The sequence below is a fragment of the Methylotenera sp. E1MeOHC1 genome, assembly GCF_058745595.1.
In genome coordinates, this window is record NZ_CP196025.1 from 2,245,791 (window position 1) to 2,264,593 (window position 18,803).

The following is an 18,803-nucleotide window of genomic DNA, read 5'->3' on the forward strand; positions in this document are numbered from 1 at the left end:
GGCGCTAGAAATGTTACTAGACAATGTATAAGTGGCTGTACGGGCTGGCGTAATGAATTAAGTGACAATTTTTCCTGCGTTGATGTAAACCACGTTATTGGTGATCTGCATAATTTCATCCTTGGAGTGGCTGATGTAAATCATCGGGATGTTAATTTCGTCTGCCACTTTTTTTAAAAACGGCAGAATCTGGCTCTTTAAAGACTCATCCAAAGACGCCATGGGCTCATCTAGCATGAGTAACCTAGGTGAGCTAAGGAGCGCACGGCCAAGTGCCACGCGCTGTTTCTCGCCGCCAGATAGTTGGTGCGTAGTGCGTTTTAGTAAGGTTTCAATTTCCAGTAAATTGACGATATCCTTTAAATGAAACTGCTGTTCATGCGCAGGAATGAATTTCAGTGGGTAGCGCAAATTGTGCTCTACGTTTAAATGCGGAAATAAGCGTGCATCCTGAAACACTAAGCCTATCCTGCGTTGATGAATCGGCTTGTTGATTTTTCTTTCATGGTCAAATACCGTTTCTCCGTTCACGACTACTTTGCCTTGATCCGGTTTGCTAATACCAGCAATCACGTTGAGCAAAGTGCTCTTGCCAGAGCCTGATGGCCCAAAGAGCGCTGTCACGCGTTGATTTAGTTGCAGCGATACATCTAGCTCGAAATCTTGGCGTTTAAGCTTTGCGGCGACTTCAATCATGGCCATGCCCAATCTGCTGACTCGCTTTACGCTCTAGTCTATCGCTAATCATCAGCGCGCCTAGTGCCAGTGTCATGCTGATGATGACTAAACGTAATGCGGCGAAATCGCCGTCTGGTGTTTGTGTGAGCGAGTAAATGGCGAGCGGTAGGGTGCGTGTCTCATTTTCGATATTGCCCACAAAGGTTATCGTTGCGCCGAACTCGCCCATGCTACGGCTAAACGCCAAAATGAGGCCAGTAATGATGCCTGGCATGGATAAGGGCAGTGTAACCGTGAAAAACACGCTAAGCGGGCGTGCGCCCAGTGATTGGGCTGCCAGCTCTAGACGACGGTCTACATGGGAAATTGCTAACCTGATTGAACGCACCATGAGGGGGAATGCCATCACTGCTGATGCAACGACAGCACCCATCCAAGTAAAAGCTAGGCTAAAGCCAAAGTGTTCATTTAGAAACTTGCCAATTAGGCCGCTGTTGCCGAATAGGAGTAATAGTAGATAGCCCGGTACCACAGGCGGTAATACCAGCGGGAGATGAATCAGGCTGTCTAACAATGACTTGCCTAGAAACGACTTTCTGGCAAGTAGCCATGCCACCGCAATTGCAGGGGTAATGATGACTATCACGCAACATACTGCTACCTTTAACGATAGCAGTAGTATGGTGATTTCGGCAGGCGTGAAATTTAAAAACTCCAACATTTAATTTGTGTGCTATTTCTTTCCTAAGAACGCAAAACCGTACTTAGTAAAAATAACTTTTGCCTTATCTGATTTTAAATATTCATAAAAGTCTGCAGACTTTGCGCTTGCATCTTTAGTGAGTGATAGCGGGTACAAAATTGGCTCATGCGTATTATCTGGAAAGGTCGCGATAACTTCAACCTTGCCTGATATTTTTGCATCGGTTTCATACACAATGCCAACGGCACACTCGGCACGTTCCACCAAGGTCAGTGCAGCGCGTACATCTTGCGTGCCTACAATCCTAGATTGTCCTGCATCCAGCCAAGCGAGCGAAGTTAGCGCTTGCTTCGCATAGATGCCGACTGGTACTGATGCCATTTCTCCCGTACAAAGCTTGCCATTGAACGCGCCAAAAAAGTCGAAAGATTTTTGCATGGTAACATCAAAGCGCTTGCCCAAGGGGGCAATGAGCACAAGGTGGTTAGTCAGCAAGTTGGATACCGTGCTGTCTTTTAGCGCATGCTTATCTTTTAAATAATTCATCCATTTGGTGTCCGCAGAGATAAATATATCTGCGGGTGCGCCATTTTCGATTTGCTTTGCAAGCGCAGAAGATGCTGCAAACGATGTTTTAATTTGCGCGCCTTTCTCTTGCTCGTAATTTGCTGAGATTTCATTGATGGCGTTGGTCAGGCTGGCCGCTGCAAATACCACAATAGCATCTTTGTTTTCTGCAGCGCTCAGGCTAGGGGCTAACACTAAGAAAATGCTGACAATTGCTAGTTTTAAGTATCGATTAAATTGCATCATAATAAACTCCAAGTCTTATGTGAGTGTTTTAAAAAGCGCTGATTTCAAATTGCACGTACAGATAGTCTGAATCATCTCTGCGTGTTGGGTCGTTTTTATTGCTGGCAATTTGGGTGGCATTTTTCGTGAAGTTACCTGCCATAAAGTGCGCATAACCAATCGAGGTGTAGATTTGACTATTAATCGGGAAGCGCGCCGTGATGTCGAACTCTTCGCCAATGTCGCTACCACTCAGGCCTTTAGTGTCGCGCAGTGTTGCTGGGCCCCAGCTGTCGGTGTCGCTTTCTAGGCGGTACCAGTTGTAGCCAGCGTCAATTTTCAGGTTTTTGATAAAGCTAACTTTAGGGTCAAACTCTACTCTTAGCTTGGTTGCACGTATGTTGGACATTTCCATGGTGTCGCTGTTAGACCATGGACGTGCGAAGCCAAACAGGCGTTCAAAGCGCTGGTTTTTTTTGTCAGTGGAGCTTTTATCGCCAGTTGCTACGCCATAGAAGCCACTTAACCTAGGTTTCCACGATTGGTCAAACGTATAGCCCAGCTCTGCATTGTAAGCATAGGCGTCATGGTCGATTTTTGTTTTATTGGTCAGGCTGGTGTCTTGCTCACCCCATTGTTTAACGTAATTGGTATCGTAATCCCAGCCGGTTTTTCCTAACACGCCGTATGCACGTAAGCCCGCGGTATGAATTGTGCGGTCAATTCTGCGGGTTGCAATTGTTTCATCGCGGCCATTAAGGTCATATTTAACTTTGTCACCGTCTTGTTTTAACAGATAGTAATAAGGCTGCAAGTTAATGACTTGAGACCATCTTCTCCAGTTGCCTAACGCGCCATAAAAATGTTGCGCATCGTTATCTTCGTCTGCTTGCACCGTAAAGCGTTGCACAGGTTTGAATGCAAAGGTTTCTAATTGCCAGTCGTTGCTTTGCTGGCCGATGATGGCACGCACGCCTTCAAAGTTATTGGTGGTATTACGGTAGCCATTGCGAGCTACTAGCCTTTTATCGCCTTGCTCTAGTGCTTGGCGACCAACTTTAATGCTAATCGGGCGATTGTTGCCTAATTCATCTTTACCTAATGGCGTCTCTTTAAAAAATAGCTCAAGGTAAGCCTGCACTACTTCACCTTGGTTAACGTCACGCGTGTCGTACTCACGGCTGAATTGGCTATGGTTGCGTCTGGCATCGCCAAGCTCCACTGCAAAACGTAGTGGGTCTAAAATATCTTTGATGCCAACATAGGCGCGTGTCCTGAGTAAGATTGGGTCATCAATCACGTCTTTAGCGCGTCTAAAGTCATTGTCACGGTGCTCGTATCGAATGCGGTGGTCTAACCCTATGTCCAGCCAGCTAACATCCTCAAGGCCGTTTACATCTTTTAACCATGTTTTATTAAGCTGTTTTACGTATTTTGGCGGTTCTGTTTCTAATGAAGTGCCATAGCTTTTACGCTCTACATAATATGAGCCATTGCTGTTCTCCGCTGCGGATGCGTATTGCATGCTGGCAGCTAATAAAATGGGCGCGCAAAAAACACTAGTATATGACCGGGTGCGAAATGGGCTGAGTGTGGCGAAGTTAGAAAAGTTTTTCATCTGGGTGAATTGTTGTGATTTTTTAAGAAAACGCAATTTAATCACAAACATCGTTATGTTTCAATGAATATAGCGAAAGCTTCGTCATAATTATTTACGTATTCAATATGGCTACAAGGCCACAATTAAAGTAATGGGTTGATGATTTTAATTTTTTAGGCACTATAATTATCCATATGCTAAATAATCAGATCAAAATTAGAATATCTAATGGGCCTGCAACCGCGATGGGGCCAGGAAAAGCTGAGCTCTTAGCCCTAATCGACGAATGCGGCTCTATCTCAGCCGCGGCTAAGCAAATGAAAATGTCTTACCGCCGTGCTTGGGATCTGGTGGATGAAGTGAACAAGTGCTTTGATCAGCCGTTGGTTTCGAGCAGTGTGGGTGGTAGCCACGGTGGTGGGGCTAAGCTAACTGAGTTTGGTGTTAAAGTGCTGGAAAGCTATCATGCCTTAATTGCTAAATCCCAAGCGGCTTCAGTACAGGAGCTTGCCTTTATTAGTGCCCATCTCAAGCAGCCGGAATAGACACAAAGCGACTACTTGCTTGAAATTGTTTAACGCCATGCATTGTTAATTATAGCGTTGCAGTTAAAGCAGGTAAAAGCCGCAGTAATCTCAACAGTGATAGGTTTGTGAGCGCATGGCCATCTAATCTGGTCTGGCAGCAGTTGTTTTTAGCGGTAATTTCGCGCATTGATGGCATCGTTTTTTAAGTGTCAGTGCGCAAGGTTATTGTTATAGATCAAAGAGTAAGCAATCTGTGATTGATAAGCGTAATTAAGTTTGCTAAATTGCTTATGCCATTAAAAATGGCGTTCAAAACTAATCTAACGTTGGTATGTAATGTGAGTGGGGTCTAGAAGCCGCCTCCAAGGGTTTTATTATTGCATGGCGATAATAAACAAGAATTCCTTAGCAAGGGGCTGAGATTTATGTATGACGCACTTCACGATGTAGTTAATCTACGTATTAAAATTCTGTACGATATTTGCTGCCAAGTGTGTATTGGCACATGTTTGGTTGGTCGTGGCGTTGCGTTGTTTAAGGTGATGCTTTGAGACTTAACATGAATACAATTGCGTATTATTTCCACAAGAAGGCAGTATTTGCGGTATTGGTATTAGCCATTTTGGCTGCTGTATTCAGCTATTATGTTTATACTGAAAAACAGCTAGATGCTGCCAGTGAGTCGCGCTATGTTTCTCATCAGTTAGCCAGTCAACTCAGGCAGACTTCAGATGACCTCACGCGTATGGTGCGGTCTTACGTGTTGACGGGTGATGCCCGATACAAGCGCTATTTCCAGAATATTCTCGATATTCGTAACGGCAAGATTCCGCTTCCTGAAGGTTACTTTCATTCTTACTGGGATATGGTGCTTGTGGGTAAGTTGCCGCCGCCATCTCAGCACGGTAAAGGGGTTGCACTATTGGATATGATGCGTAACGCTGGGTTTACGCAGGCCGAGCTGGATAAGTTAGCCTCAGCTAAGCAGTATTCAGATGATTTAACCGCCTTGGAGTTTGAGGCCATGCGCTTGGCTGAGTTGAATGTGCCTGCCCCTGATGCCAACCGGTTAAAGGCTGCGCAGATGCTGTTAGATAGCCATTATCATCAAGCCAAGTCCAAAATTATGGGGCCCATTAACGAAACCTTTTTGATGATGGATCGCCGCACATTAAATGCGGTGGCGCACGCCAAAATGGTGGCAACGGTGTTTCGCTTAATTTTCATCTTTGTTGCATTTGGGTCAGTCTACTTTATTTGGCGAGCCTATCGGACTTTGCACTCAACCCTAGGTGCGGGTGTTGATGAGGTTTATCAGCATATCTCTAGAATTGGTGCGGGTGATTTTTCTATGCCAATTAGCATCGCTCCTGAGCAAGACAGTAGCGTACTTTCTGGGTTGGCGAAAATGCAGGGTTTGTTATATGCGCATGACGTGGCGCGTACCTTGGCTGAGCAAGACCTGCATAGAAACAAGACGCTCTTGGTCGAAGCGCAGCATATAGCGCAGGTAGGTAGCTGGTCGTTAGATTGGCTGACGGGCGAGTTGGTTTGGAGTGATGAGATTTTTCATATATTTGAAGTCGATAAGCACCAATTTTCTGCAAATTATGAAGCGTTTTTAAGCGTTATACACCCTTGTGATCGTGAAGCCGTGGACCTTGCGTTTATGGCATCGGTTGCTAGTCATACGCCTTATGAAATTACGCACCGTTTACTGCTTGCTGATGGTTCTGTGAAGTGGGTACATGAGCGCGGTACTTCAGGCTATGATGCGGCAGGTAATCCGATTTATTCTCGTGGCACCGTACAGGATGTTACCGAGCGCCAAAATAGTGAAGCGCTAATTCGTAAAACCGAGAGCTACCTCACTAATATTCTTAACTCGGTTGAAGAGGTTATTTGGACTGCGAGTGCGCCAGATTTTAAAGTGAATCATGTCAATGCCGCGATAGAAAAGCTTTGCGGCTTATCGCAGCAAGCGCTTATTGATGACAACGATGCGTGGATTAATATAATTCACCCAAATGAACGTGCGCCAGTGCAATTGGCGATGGAGGCTGTTTTTGAGCAATCCAGTGTCGCACTTGAGTATCGCATCGTATTGGCTGATGGCACGGTACGCTGGGTGTCTGATAGCCGCCATGTGGTGTACGGTGAGCACGGTGAATCTGCTGAGCTGGTCTGTGTAATCCATGATGTTACAGATAAGCGGCTGGCGGCAGATGCCGACCGTGAGAGTAAAGAGCGCGTGATTCAAATGCTGGAAACCAGCCCAATCGCAGTGCGCATTGCTACGCTCTCTGGTGATAAAGTTTTGTTTGCAAATAAGCGTTACACCGAACTGATTAATTGTCCGCCAAGCGCCGTGATAGGGCGCAACCCCAAGCTTAATTATGCACGCCTAGATGAGTACGAGGCGATTTTAGCGCAGGTGAATGGTGGGCATGCTATCAATGATCGATTGATTCAGCTAGTTGTGGCAGATAAAGGCCCGGTATGGGTGATGGCGTCTTACCGCCCTGTGCATTACGAGGGGGCGCCTGCTATATTGGGCTGGTTCTATGATGTGACTGATTTAAGGCAGGCGCAGGATGCGTTGTTACTGAGTGAGGCACGGCTAAAGCAATCGCTAGAGGAGTTGAAATGCCAGAAGTATGCTCTGGATAAACATGCCATTGTTGCAGTCACCGATGTAACCGGGCGTATTACTTACGCTAATGATAAGTTCAGTGAAATTAGTGGCTACTCGACTGAAGAATTGATCGGGCAAGACCATGCAATTTTAAATTCTGGTTATCACCCCACGGGCTACTTTAAAGAAATGTATCGTACCGTGGCCAATGGTCAGGTTTGGCATGATGAGATATGTAATCGTGCCAAAGATGGCCGCTTGTATTGGGTGGATACCACGATCGCGCCTTTTCTCGGGGAGGATGGTAAGCCGCAAAGCTACATTTCTATCCGTACCGATATTACGCAACGTAAAGCCGCTGAGGATAAAAGTAACTATTTAGCACTGTATGACCCACTTACCAATCTGCCCAATAGACGTTTATTGTTAGATCGATTAAGCCATGCGCTGGCTTCTGCCACGCGCACTGGGCGTAGCGGTGCCTTGTTGTTTTTAGACCTTGATCACTTTAAAACATTGAACGATACGCTAGGGCATGATGTGGGTGATTTGCTGCTGCAGCAAGTTGCCGGGCGCTTAACGGCCAGCGTGAGAGAAGGTGACACCGTTGCTCGGTTGGGCGGTGACGAGTTTGTGGTGATTCTAGAAGGTTTGGGCGAGCACGAGGTGGACGCCGCCACACAGGCTGAAACGGTGGGCGAAAAAATCCTCATCAAGTTCATTCAGCCTTATCAACTTAAAGGCTATGAGTATCATATTACCTCTAGTATCGGCATTACCTTGTTTGGTAAAAACAACCTGAAGTCTGATGAGTTGTTAAAGCAGGCTGATATTGCCATGTATCAGGCGAAAAAGTTAGGGCGTAATGCGCTGAGCTTTTTTGACCCTAAAATGCAGGAAGGGATACAGGCGCGTGTGGATATGGAGCATGAGCTACGTAAAGCCCTTGATAAAAATGAGTTCCAGCTGTTTTATCAAATGCAGGTAGATTTTGCTGATCGTGCCGTGGGGGCGGAGGCTTTAATCCGCTGGGTACATCCCGAGCGCGGCTTCATTCCACCCAATATGTTTATACCGATTGCTGAAGATTCCGGCATGATTTTGCCGATAGGTGCATGGGTGATTGATTCTGCCTGCGCACAATTAAAACGTTGGGAGCAATCAGAGCTCACGCGCGACCTGACACTCTCAGTGAATGTGAGCGCTAAGCAGTTTCGTCAGGCAGACTTTGTCGAGCAAGTCACTATGGCGGTTGCGCGCCATGCGATTAACCCTATGCTGCTGAAGTTGGAGTTGACAGAAAGTGCGCTGCTAGATCATATAGAGTCTGCCATTGAAGTCATGAATGCATTGAAGGATATTGGCATCAGATTCTCGTTAGATGACTTTGGTACAGGCTACTCCTCCTTGCAGTATCTACGGTTGTTGCCACTGTATCAATTGAAGATAGACCGCTCATTTGTGCGCGACATTGCAAGCAGTAGCGGTGACCAGGCGATTGTACGTACTATTATTGCCATGGCGCATACTTTAAACCTGAACGTGATTGCCGAAGGGGTTGAAACGGAAGTGCAGCAAGGTGTGTTGTTAGATAGTGGTTGCATGCATTATCAAGGATACTTGTTTAGTAAGCCTGTGCCCGTTGATGTGTTTGAAGGCTTGCTCTAAAAGTATGTCTTGAACGTGCTAGTGGTGTTTAGACGGTGCAATATCCAGGTATGGTAGTGTAAACGCGACTAAATTGTATCAAGTGTGCTGTAAAGTGTTAAAATCGTACAAGACGATTGGTTTTAAAGACAAAAAAGCAGAAAAGTGCGAAAAATTAGCTAGGTTAAGTTTGCCTATGCTAGTTGAGTAAAGCCGTAGAAAATTATTGTCCCCATCGTTTTATTGTTTACAAGCCCGCGCTATACGGGCTTTGTTATTTGTGAGTTTTGTTGTTGCTGCTTTAGTTGTTGCAACCGATGAGTTATCTAAATGAGCCCTGCCCAAAAAAATATTACTGATGATGTGCGCATCATCGAAATCAAAGAACTGACCTTACCGTCTGTGCTGTTGGATAAACTTGAGCCTAGCGCAGCCACTACGGATATGATCGTTAAAACCCGTGCGGATATACACCGTATTTTGCATAGCGCAAATGACCGCCTGTTGGTCGTGATTGGTCCGTGTTCTATTCATGACTATGCGGCAGGTGTTGAGTATGCAAAACGTTTGCTAGAGCAATACCACAAGTACAGTAACGAGCTATTGATTGTAATGCGTGTTTACTTTGAGAAACCGCGTACCACTGTGGGTTGGAAAGGCTTGATTAACGACCCGCATTTGGATGGAAGCTTCAATATCAATGCCGGTCTGGAGTTGGCACGACGCTTCTTGCTGGAAGTGAACGAGCTTGGCTTGCCAGCCGCTACTGAGTTTCTAGATACGATTACACCGCAATATACGGCAGACTTAGTGAGCTGGGGCGCCATTGGTGCACGTACGACAGAATCTCAAATCCACCGTGAATTGGCTTCAGGCTTGTCTTGTCCGGTTGGTTTTAAAAATGGTACCGATGGCAATATCCGTATTGCAGTAGATGCAATTAAGGCCGCCGCTAGCCCACATCACTTTTTATCTGTGACCAAAGAGGGTCGTTCAGCGATTATCTCTACCACAGGCAATGAAGATTGCCACGTGATTTTACGCGGCGGTAAAACCCCTAATTACGATGCAGCAAGTGTAGAGGCGGCAGCGGTTGAGCTGGCACAGTCTGGCTTAAATGCTAAGGTAATGATTGATTGTTCCCACGCTAATAGTCAGCGCCAATATCAGTTGCAAGCGCAAGTGGCAGCCCATGTGGCGGAGCAGTTGCATGCGGGTGACGACCGTATCATGGGCTTGATGATTGAGTCACATCTGAAAGCCGGACGTCAGGACCATGCGCCAGGGTGCGAATTGACTTATGGTCAGTCGATTACCGATGCGTGTTTAGGCTGGGAAGAGACATTGCCAATATTGGATATGCTGGCGGAAAGCGTGAAGGCGCGCCGCCTTAAAAATCAGCAAGATGATGATAGTGACGAGTAAGACGCGATAGTCTTTGCTGGTTAAATCGCAGGCGGTTTTAGCTGCAATAAAATTGCAGTGGATTCAGGTATAATCGCGGGTTATTTAACGTATTAAGAACGGTGATTTTCTATGCCTATTTACGATTATCAATGTAGTAGCTGCGGACATAAAGCAGAAGTCATGCGCAAAGTAAGTGCTGCCAACGTAGAGGCTTGCCCGCAATGTGCTAAGGAGACTTTTTCCAAGCAATTGTCAGCGCCGAGCTTTCAGTTAACTGGTAGTGGTTGGTACGCAACTGACTTTAAAGGTGGTGCCAGTCAATCCGCTAAACCAGCAGATTCCGCAACATCTGAGTCAGCTAGTGAGTCGAGTGCAGCGCCAGCGGCTTGCGCCACAGGTTGTGCGTGTCACTAGTGGCCGCTGAATAAATCACGCGAATGAAAAAATACTTTATTACAGGCTTGTTAGTGCTAGTGCCGTTGGTGATTACCATCTGGGTGCTAAAGTCGTTCATCGGTGTGATGGATCAAAGCCTGTTACTGTTACCAGAAGCTTGGCATCCGCATACCTTGTTGGGGCGTGATATCCCGGGTATCGGCGCGATTTTAACGGTGCTGATTGTGTTCACCACAGGGTTAATTGCTACCAATTTCTTTGGCATGCAGCTCATTATCTTATGGGAAAAACTGCTTAATCATCTGCCGGTAGTGAAGTCAATTTACTCTAGTGTAAAGCAAGTGTCTGATACTTTATTTTCAGATTCAGGCAATGCGTTTCGTCAAGCAGTGCTGGTGCAGTTCCCGCGAGAGGGGGCGTGGACTATCGCCTTTTTAACCGGTACGCCGGGCGGCGATGTTGCAAATCATTTGCAAGGTGATTATGTCAGTGTGTTTGTGCCAACCACACCAAACCCGACGAGCGGATTTTTCTTGATGATGCCGAAGGCTGATGTGGTAGAGCTGGAAATGACCGTAGACGAAGCACTCAAATATATTATTTCTATGGGCGTGGTTGCGCCCGTACCTAAGATTCCCAAACTTTTAACTCAATATTCAAACAATTAAATTATGATGCGTACACATTACTGCGGCCATTTAAACCGCGAACACATTGGTCAAACTGTCACATTATGTGGTTGGGCACATCGTCGCCGTGACCACGGTGGTGTTATTTTTATCGATTTGCGTGACCGTGAAGGTTTAGCGCAAATCGTGATCGACCCAGATACTAAAGGTGCATTTAGCATTGCAGAAACTGTACGCAGTGAGTTTGTGCTTAAAGTTGTATGTAAAGTGCGTGCGCGTCCAGAAGGCACAGTTAACCCAAACTTACCTACGGGTGAAGTGGAAATGCTGGCGACTGAGATTGAGGTATTAAACCCATCACTCACGCCACCGTTTATGTTGGATGACGAAAACCTAACTGAAACCGTGCGTTTGGAGCACCGTTACATTGATCTGCGCCGCCCTGCGATGCAAAAAAATATGATGTTGCGTTACCGCGTGGCTAAAACACTGCGTGATTACTTGGATGTGAACGGCTTTATTGAAGTTGAAACACCAATGCTGACACGCAGTACACCAGAAGGCGCACGTGATTACCTAGTGCCTAGCCGTGTGCATCATGGTCAGTTCTTTGCGTTGCCGCAATCACCACAATTGTTTAAACAATTGTTGATGGTGTCAGGTTTTGACCGTTACTTCCAAATTACTAAATGTTTCCGCGATGAAGACTTGCGCGCTGACCGTCAGCCAGAATTCACACAAGTGGATATCGAAACATCGTTTATGGAAGAAAACGACATTATGGATTTGGTGGAAGAAATGATTCGCCAAATGCTTAAAGCGGTTCAAAACGTAGACTTGCCCGCTAAATTCCCACGTATGCCATTTGCTGAAGCGATGAACCGTTACGGTTCAGATAAGCCAGATATGCGCGTAACGTTAGAAATCACCGAGCTTTCAGATGTAATGAAAGATGTAGACTTTAAAGTGTTTGCCGGTGCTGCCAACATGGCGGGTGGTCGTGTGGCTGCTTTGCGTGTACCTAACGGTGCGGCAATTAGCCGTTCTGAAATTGATGCTTACACTGAGTTTGTTAAGATTTACGGCGCTAAAGGTTTGGCGTATATCAAAATTAACGATATCACTAAATTGAATGAAGAAGGCTTGCAAAGCCCGATTGTTAAAAATATTCATGTGACTGCGTTGCAAGCGATTATTGACCGTACTGGCGCACAAAACGGCGACATCGTGTTCTTCGGTGCAGATAAAACTAAAGTAGTGAACGAAGCTTTAGGTGCATTGCGCCTTAAAGTTGGTCACGATAAAGGCCATGTGGATGGCCGTGCTTGGGCGCCATTGTGGGTTGTGGACTTCCCAATGTTTGAGCATGATGAAGATGCTGACCGTTGGGTTGCATTGCACCATCCGTTCACGGCACCAAAAGATGGTCACGAAGATTTGCTAACCACTAATCCTGGTGCTGCACTTTCAAAAGCTTATGACATGGTATTAAATGGCTGGGAAGTAGGCGGCGGTTCTGTGCGTATCCATCAGCAAGAAGTGCAGTCTAAAGTGTTTGATGCACTGAAAATCAGCCGTGAAGAAGCGCAAGAGAAATTTGGCTTCTTGCTAGACGCATTGCAATACGGTGCGCCTCCGCACGGTGGTCTGGCATTCGGTTTAGATCGTTTGGTGACATTGATGGCAGGTGCAGAGTCTATCCGTGACGTGATTGCGTTCCCTAAAACACAACGTGCTCAGTGCTTGATGACCAATGCACCGAACGAAGTGGATGAGAAGCAATTGCGTGAGTTGCACATTCGCGTTCGCTCACAAAATCCAGCTGCTTAAAATGCAATTCACTTCACGATAACGTTGTTACATCCGCTTTCCGTACTCATCGTACTGTCTACGCGGATGTGCCTAGTTCTCGTATCGTGAATTGCATTCTGGAAGATTAAACTATTGCTTCTAAATTCGCACATGAGCGGGTTGGCCCTAATCCCTTTAGGGTTAGCTGCTCAATGTGTTCCAACATGGTGTAAGTGTTTATGCCTTTAAAATCCCTTATCCGCACTATCCCCCATTACCCAAAACAGGGTATCCAGTTCCGTGATATCACCACGTTACTTAAAGATCCGATAGGCTTTCGGATGGTGATTGATGCGTTCGCACAGCATTATGCTACCCAGCCTATAGATAAAATTGCTGGCATAGAAGCGCGCGGTTTTATTATTGGCGCAGCGTTGGCATACAAGCTAGGCGTGGGTTTTGTACCTATCCGTAAATCTGGCAAGCTGCCAGCGGAGACCATTGGCCATGATTATGCTTTAGAGTACGGTGCTGACCGTGTAGAGATTCATACTGATGCAATTGCGCAAGGTGAGCGCGTGCTGTTGGTGGATGATCTGATTGCAACAGGTGGCACCGCTGAAGCCTCAGTGGCTTTGCTACAAAAGCTTGGTGGCGTGATGGTGGGCTGTGCGTTTGTGATCAACTTGCCTGATTTAGGTGGGTCACAGCGCTTAAGTGATGCCGGGCTAGTGCCTTATTCGCTATGCGAGTTTGAAGGCGATTAATCCTGCATTTCATCTGTTTGCGCTAGTTACGTGATGCAGCAAAGATGTTAAAGTGTATCAATTAATGTTGCCGAATGCTTATCGGCCTATCAAGAAATCATACTATGCCAGTCACCCAACTTAATCATTACAATCTACGCACGCCTTACGAGACGATGCTAAAACTCAAGGACTTTTACTGCGACGTGCTCGGCTTAAAGGTTGGGCCACGAGAGGGTTTTACCAGTAGAGGTTTTTGGCTTTATATTGGCGATACGCATGTGTTGCACTTGGCAGAGTATCGCGGTGAGGGCGAGCCCTTAACCAATGTGCTTACCACCATAGATCATATTTCATTTACCTGCACTGACCTGCCAGCTATGGAGGCGCATTTGAAGCACCACAATATTCATTACACAACGCGTGATTTACCTGTGTTGAACGTGAAGCAGATTAACTTTAAAGATCCGGTAGGTAATGGTATAGAGTTGTTTTTCTACATGGAAAACGAGCGTGTGCAGTAATTGATTTGCTACTATTATGGCTAAGCTTAGCCTATAGAACTATTTGCTAAGATTCTTTGTCCTAGACATACTAAAACAAATATTATTTTGGAGCGTATCGTATGGTTATGCAGATTCAAAGATGGGTAGGTAAACTTGCCGTTGCGGTTGGGTTGTCGCTAGCTTTTGTTGCTAATACCTATGCAGAGGCTGACCCTAAGTTATGGGCGGTAATGAAAGAAGCCTTTTTCGCAAAGCGTGAAATGAAAGAAGTGGATTTCATCAAGATTGACGCACCAAAACGTGCAGAAAGCGGCGCGCAAGTGCCGGTGTCTTACAGTATTGATAATGCGGCTGCCAATGGCGTGGTGATTAAAAAACTGTATGCTTTTGTTGATGCTAATCCTATCCCGTTAACCGCAACCTACCATCTAACTGATGCATTAGGTAACTTTCAGTTATCAACACGTATTCGTTTTGAAACAGATGCTTACGTGCGTTTAGTGGGTGAAACTGAAGATGGCCAGCTCTATTTGGGGTCGCGTGTGATTCGTGCCGCAGGCGGCTGTGGTGGTATGGTAGAGAATAATGAAGCGGAGATTCGCGCTGCTGCTGGCCGCATTAAAATGAATGTAGAAACACCAGTCAAGGTTGGTACACCAACCACGGCAACTTTTAACATTAAGCATATTATGCGTACAGGCTTGCAACGTGACTTGGTATCTCAAGGTTATGTACCAGCTTTTTATATCAATAAAGTTGATTTTGTTTATGCTGGTAAGCCATTAATGACTGTGGATGTGGGTGTAGGCACCGCAGAAGACCCGTATTTCAAATTTAGTTTTGTTCCAGCTGCAGCCGGCAAGTTAGAGGCAGTTGCGACGGATAATGAAGGTAAAACATTTAGCCAGCAATATGATGTGAAAATATAGCGCTAAGCTCAAATTTAATTAATGATTAATAATGAAATGGCCTCCAATGTGAGGCCATTTTTTTGACCATGATTAAAATGTGGAAATTATTCATCTGAAATGGATAATGCAATGTTAAAATTAGGCTATTGAAAATTAAGGACTATTTGATGAAAAGCTATCGTAAAGAACTTTGGTTTAACCCACCTACACGCGTTGCGTTTATCCGTATTACTGAGCAAATCCGTGAATGTTTGCGTGAAAGTGGCGTGCGTGAAGGCTTGGTGTTGGTCAATGCGATGCATATTACAGCCAGTGTGTTTATCAATGATGATGAGCGCGGCTTGCATCATGACTATACGCAATGGTTAGAGAAACTTGCGCCGCATGAGCCTGTGAGTAGCTATCGCCATAATGATACTGGTGAAGATAATGCAGATGCGCACATGAAGCGTCAAATCATGGGGCGTGAAGTAGTGGTGGCTGTTACCAATGGAGACCTCGATTTTGGCCCTTGGGAACAAATTTTTTACGGTGAATTTGACGGCAGACGTAAGAAACGTGTGTTGGTGAAAATTATCGGCGAGTAATCCAATACAAGCTTGCCTAGGGTGCTGCATGTTAATAAATTTCACCTTAGTTATTAATGATATGCCACGGCGCCTGTGCTTGATTGGCGTTTGTCTGGCATCGTACTTTTGATTTTATAGAAATTTAAGTGAAGTAATTGTGATGAAAATACCTGAACTTTTAGCCCCAGCGGGAGATTTAGACCGTATGCGTACCGCGTTTGATTATGGCGCAGATGCGGTTTACGCAGGGCAGCCGCGCTATAGTTTACGTGCGCGTAATAATGATTTTACGATGGCCAACCTTGAGATTGGCATTAAAGAGGCGCATGCGCGCGGTAAGAAGTTTTTTGTTGCGAGCAATATCGCACCGCATAACGCAAAAATTAAAACCTATATGGCAGATATGGCGCCGGTAATTGCGATGCGTCCTGATGCGCTGATTATGTCTGACCCCGGTTTGATTATGATGGTGCGTGAAAAATGGCCAGAAGTGCCGGTGCATCTTTCTGTGCAAGCCAATACGGTGAATTATGCGACTGTGAAATTTTGGCAGGCGCTAGGCTTAACGCGAGTGATTCTATCGCGCGAGTTATCTTTGGATGAAATTGAGGATATTCGCCAGCGCTGCCCAGAAATGGAGTTGGAAGTTTTTGTGCATGGCGCCTTATGTATTGCATATTCTGGGCGTTGTTTGCTCTCGGGGTATTTTAATCAACGTGACCCGAATCAAGGTACTTGCACCAATAGCTGTCGCTGGGATTATAAAGTGCATGATGCGGCACAAGATGCCGCTGGTGTGATTCGTTTGGATGAGTTTGATTTTAAAGCTGAGATGGAAAAGTCCAGCTTGTCTGGTTGTGGCAGCCTGCCGCGCCATCCATTGGCAGATAAAGTTTACTTGATTGAAGAAAAAGGCCGTCCTGGTGAGTTATTACCGATTGAAGAGGATGAGCATGGCACTTATATCATGAACAGTAAAGACCTGCGTGCTATTGAGCATGTGGAGCGTTTGATTAAAATGGGTGTAGATTCGCTCAAAATTGAAGGGCGCACTAAATCGCGCTATTACGTGGCGCGTACTAGCCAAAATTACCGCAAAGCTATTGATGATGCGCTGGCTGGCCGTCCATTTGATTGGAGCCTGCTAGGTGATTTAGAGAACTTGGCTAACCGTGGTTATACCGATGGTTTTTATCAACGCCACCACACCGCAGAGCACCAAAATTACAAACAGGGTTACTCTAGCTCTAGCCGCAGTTTATATGTAGGTGATGTAGTGGCTTATGACGCAGCAAAAGGCTTGGCTGATGTAGAGGCGCGCAATAAATTTGCAGTGGGTGACCGCTTGCAGGTGATTCACCCAACTGGTAATCAGGATATTGTTGTGGAAAACCTATTTAATAAAAAAGGTGAGCCAATACAAGAAGCATCGGGTAGTGGCTACTACGTGAAGCTGCCAATCGTTGCAGGCGACTTAAGTAATGCGATGGTGGTGAAGTACCTATAAACCAATAGCGTGATATAAAAAAGGGGAGCAATTGCTCCCTTTTTTTATTGCCGAAATAAATTACTTATTCATTACGTACATTGTTACTTCAAAGCCGAAACGCATTTCAGTTGCTGATGGTGATGTCCACATAATCGTTCTCCATAATAATTAGTTTTAATTTAGAACCAGCGTTTGGGCTGTGCCATAGGGCTAGTTCTTGAAAAATATTATGCGCGCAACCGTCAATTGGCGCGCTATTGGTATTCATGATTGGTGCTTAATATTAATCATGAGAAGGCCGTCAGTCACTTTACTTAGATAGCTAATGGTATTCACTTTGTAGGGCGTGTTGGGTTGAATAATCGCCATCAATAATACCCTAGTAATTTAGTCGAAATTAACAGTTGACTTATTAAATGAGAATCATTATCATTTAATCAACTTCTGGATTGGAGTAAATCATGAGTAAGCAATTAATTATTAGCCAAGCAAAGCTAACCGGTAATGAGGATTGCAAAGTGCTGTACAACAAAGCTAAAGACATTGTTGAGTTGGAGATAGGCGATACTTCTTTACGGCTTGAAGTGCGCAATTTTTTTATGATGAATGAAATGATGCGTAAGGCTGTGGCGAGATTGGTGATGCAAACTGAGTTGCATCAGGCGTAAGTGTTAAATCAAAGAACAAGTGAGTAATAGCATGCAAAAACAAGTTTCATCAATACAGGCGACAAGCGAGTTGTTTGACCCGGAGTTGCCAACTGCAAAAGAGTTAATGGCAGCAATTTGCTGCGTTGCTACTCAGTATGCACTTAAGCCAACGCAAGAGCTGGCCATACTAGCCAGTGATTTGGCAAAGAAGCTAACGGCGCCAGAGTATGCAGATACCAAGTTAATTGAAGATATCGCTGAGCGCTTGGTTAAGCAATGGACGCGTATCGTGAGTGAATACGGGGCTGAAGATAGCTGGATGTTGGAAACACATAACACATTGCAATAATGTTAATAAATATCAAATAAACAGATAAGGAAACAAGATGTCACGATTTATTGGCCCTAGATTAAAGGTGATGCGCGCACTAGGTATTGATTTGCCGGGGTTGTCACGTAAAACGATAGAGGCACGCCCAACACCACCAGGGCAGCATGGTAATAAAGCTTCACGCAAGCGTCGTTCTGACTTTGGGGTGAAGTTGCATGAAAAGCAAAAAATCCGCTTTAACTATGGGCTGACTGAAACACAAATGCGCAGATTGATTTTAGATGCGCGTAAAGGCAAAGAGCCAACCGGTGAAAGATTGCTGCAATTGTTAGAGCGCCGTATGGATAACGTGGTGTTTCGTGCTGGGTTTGCGCCTACTGTGATTGCTGCGCGTCAGTTGGTAAGCCACGGGCATCTCATGTTGAATGGTAAGCCTGCCAACATCCCTTCGATTCGTTTGAACGTGGGGGATGAAATCACGATTAAAGCAAAAAGTAAAAATATTCCTATGGTGGTTGAAACGATTAAACAGCCATCACTTGAGCGCCCAGAGTGGCTAGCTTGGGAGGCGGATAAACAGTTGGTAAAAGTGGCGCACTTGCCAGCGATTACGGATGTGCCTTTCCCAGTTGATGTGCAACTGGTGGTTGAATATTACGCTAACCGCGTGTAGTGGTGGCGGCAGAATTTAAGTCACCCCTAACAGTGGCTTGAATGTAGTAAATGCATGGCAACATGCGTCTCCTTGATCTTAATTGGTCATTTAATGGTTGCGTTAAGTTAATCGCTTATGTAA

20 protein-coding genes are annotated in these 18,803 nt (G+C 45.4%); 14 read left to right on the forward strand and 6 right to left on the reverse strand.

Annotation, left to right across the window (positions count from 1 at the left end; translation table 11 throughout):
* Positions 1-57: 57 nt before the first annotated feature.
* The 4 genes from modC to ACSSU7_RS10540 are packed head-to-tail and all read right to left on the reverse strand — an operon-like array spanning position 58 to position 3,698.
* A complete protein-coding gene (gene modC / locus ACSSU7_RS10525; RefSeq protein ID WP_492516435.1) occupies positions 58-696 on the reverse strand; it encodes a molybdenum ABC transporter ATP-binding protein in 639 nt (212 codons plus the stop codon).
* Complete coding sequence (modB, locus tag ACSSU7_RS10530; RefSeq protein WP_492516436.1) at positions 689-1,399, reverse strand: molybdate ABC transporter permease subunit; 711 nt, start codon at positions 1,397-1,399, stop codon at positions 689-691. Before modB ends, modC begins: the two co-directional genes overlap by 8 nt.
* A gap of 12 nt (positions 1,400-1,411) precedes the next feature.
* Complete coding sequence (modA, locus tag ACSSU7_RS10535; protein ID WP_492516437.1) at positions 1,412-2,194, reverse strand: molybdate ABC transporter substrate-binding protein; 783 nt, start codon at positions 2,192-2,194, stop codon at positions 1,412-1,414.
* Positions 2,195-2,222: 28 nt separating this feature from the next.
* Positions 2,223-3,698 (reverse strand): alginate export family protein, encoded by a 1,476-nt coding sequence (locus ACSSU7_RS10540; protein WP_492516438.1) that lies wholly within the window; start codon positions 3,696-3,698, stop codon positions 2,223-2,225.
* 269 nt (positions 3,699-3,967) lie between these two features.
* Between ACSSU7_RS10540 and ACSSU7_RS10545 the strand changes: the two genes are divergently transcribed.
* The 11 genes from ACSSU7_RS10545 to trhP all read left to right on the forward strand — a co-directional run bounded on the left by ACSSU7_RS10545 (position 3,968) and on the right by trhP (position 17,044).
* Positions 3,968-4,318: a winged helix-turn-helix domain-containing protein gene (locus ACSSU7_RS10545; protein ID WP_492516439.1), complete on the forward strand. Its 351-nt coding sequence runs from the start codon at positions 3,968-3,970 to the stop codon at positions 4,316-4,318.
* A 541-nt stretch (positions 4,319-4,859) separates the two neighbouring features.
* Positions 4,860-8,603 (forward strand): EAL domain-containing protein, encoded by a 3,744-nt coding sequence (locus ACSSU7_RS10550; protein ID WP_492516440.1) that lies wholly within the window; start codon positions 4,860-4,862, stop codon positions 8,601-8,603.
* Positions 8,604-8,912: 309 nt separating this feature from the next.
* Positions 8,913-10,007: a 3-deoxy-7-phosphoheptulonate synthase gene (locus ACSSU7_RS10555; RefSeq protein WP_492516441.1), complete on the forward strand. Its 1,095-nt coding sequence runs from the start codon at positions 8,913-8,915 to the stop codon at positions 10,005-10,007.
* Positions 10,008-10,118: 111 nt separating this feature from the next.
* Positions 10,119-10,403 carry an FmdB family zinc ribbon protein gene (locus tag ACSSU7_RS10560; RefSeq protein ID WP_492516442.1) on the forward strand — a complete coding sequence of 95 codons (285 nt, stop codon included), beginning with the start codon at positions 10,119-10,121 and terminating at the stop codon, positions 10,401-10,403.
* A gap of 23 nt (positions 10,404-10,426) precedes the next feature.
* Positions 10,427-11,053, forward strand: a complete 627-nt coding sequence (locus ACSSU7_RS10565; RefSeq protein WP_492516443.1) for a DUF502 domain-containing protein — start codon at positions 10,427-10,429, stop codon at positions 11,051-11,053.
* Between the two features lie 3 nt (positions 11,054-11,056).
* Positions 11,057-12,844 (forward strand): aspartate--tRNA ligase, encoded by a 1,788-nt coding sequence (gene aspS / locus ACSSU7_RS10570; protein WP_492516444.1) that lies wholly within the window; start codon positions 11,057-11,059, stop codon positions 12,842-12,844.
* 200 nt (positions 12,845-13,044) lie between these two features.
* Complete coding sequence (locus ACSSU7_RS10575; protein WP_492516445.1) at positions 13,045-13,572, forward strand: adenine phosphoribosyltransferase; 528 nt, start codon at positions 13,045-13,047, stop codon at positions 13,570-13,572.
* 104 nt (positions 13,573-13,676) lie between these two features.
* Complete coding sequence (locus tag ACSSU7_RS10580; protein ID WP_492516446.1) at positions 13,677-14,075, forward strand: VOC family protein; 399 nt, start codon at positions 13,677-13,679, stop codon at positions 14,073-14,075.
* A gap of 101 nt (positions 14,076-14,176) precedes the next feature.
* Entirely contained in the window at positions 14,177-14,986 is an 810-nt protein-coding gene (locus ACSSU7_RS10585) for a quinoprotein dehydrogenase-associated SoxYZ-like carrier (RefSeq protein WP_492516447.1), read from the forward strand.
* 149 nt (positions 14,987-15,135) lie between these two features.
* Entirely contained in the window at positions 15,136-15,555 is a 420-nt protein-coding gene (locus ACSSU7_RS10590; protein WP_015833053.1) for a secondary thiamine-phosphate synthase enzyme YjbQ, read from the forward strand.
* Between the two features lie 142 nt (positions 15,556-15,697).
* On the forward strand, positions 15,698-17,044 hold the full coding sequence (trhP, locus tag ACSSU7_RS10595; RefSeq protein WP_492516448.1) for a prephenate-dependent tRNA uridine(34) hydroxylase TrhP: 1,347 nt from the start codon (positions 15,698-15,700) through the stop codon (positions 17,042-17,044).
* Between the two features lie 60 nt (positions 17,045-17,104).
* Here trhP and pqqA read toward each other — a convergent pair whose 3' ends face one another.
* Both pqqA and ACSSU7_RS10605 read right to left on the reverse strand, forming a co-directional pair.
* Complete coding sequence (pqqA, locus tag ACSSU7_RS10600) at positions 17,105-17,176, reverse strand: pyrroloquinoline quinone precursor peptide PqqA (protein WP_135278826.1); 72 nt, start codon at positions 17,174-17,176, stop codon at positions 17,105-17,107.
* Positions 17,151-17,294 carry a hypothetical protein gene (locus ACSSU7_RS10605; protein ID WP_492516449.1) on the reverse strand — a complete coding sequence of 48 codons (144 nt, stop codon included), beginning with the start codon at positions 17,292-17,294 and terminating at the stop codon, positions 17,151-17,153. Before ACSSU7_RS10605 ends, pqqA begins: the two co-directional genes overlap by 26 nt.
* A gap of 193 nt (positions 17,295-17,487) precedes the next feature.
* On the opposite strand from ACSSU7_RS10605, the gene ACSSU7_RS10610 reads away from it, so the two are divergent.
* From ACSSU7_RS10610 to rpsD, 3 genes are read left to right on the forward strand one after another with little or no spacing between them, the layout of a single operon-like run.
* Positions 17,488-17,694 (forward strand): hypothetical protein, encoded by a 207-nt coding sequence (locus ACSSU7_RS10610; protein WP_135278745.1) that lies wholly within the window; start codon positions 17,488-17,490, stop codon positions 17,692-17,694.
* 31 nt (positions 17,695-17,725) lie between these two features.
* Positions 17,726-18,025, forward strand: a complete 300-nt coding sequence (locus tag ACSSU7_RS10615; protein ID WP_492516450.1) for a hypothetical protein — start codon at positions 17,726-17,728, stop codon at positions 18,023-18,025.
* Between the two features lie 37 nt (positions 18,026-18,062).
* The gene (rpsD, locus tag ACSSU7_RS10620) at positions 18,063-18,680 is read left to right on the forward strand and encodes a 30S ribosomal protein S4 (protein WP_135278743.1); all 618 of its coding nucleotides are present in this window, start codon (positions 18,063-18,065) and stop codon (positions 18,678-18,680) included.
* Positions 18,681-18,803: the final 123 nt, after the last annotated feature.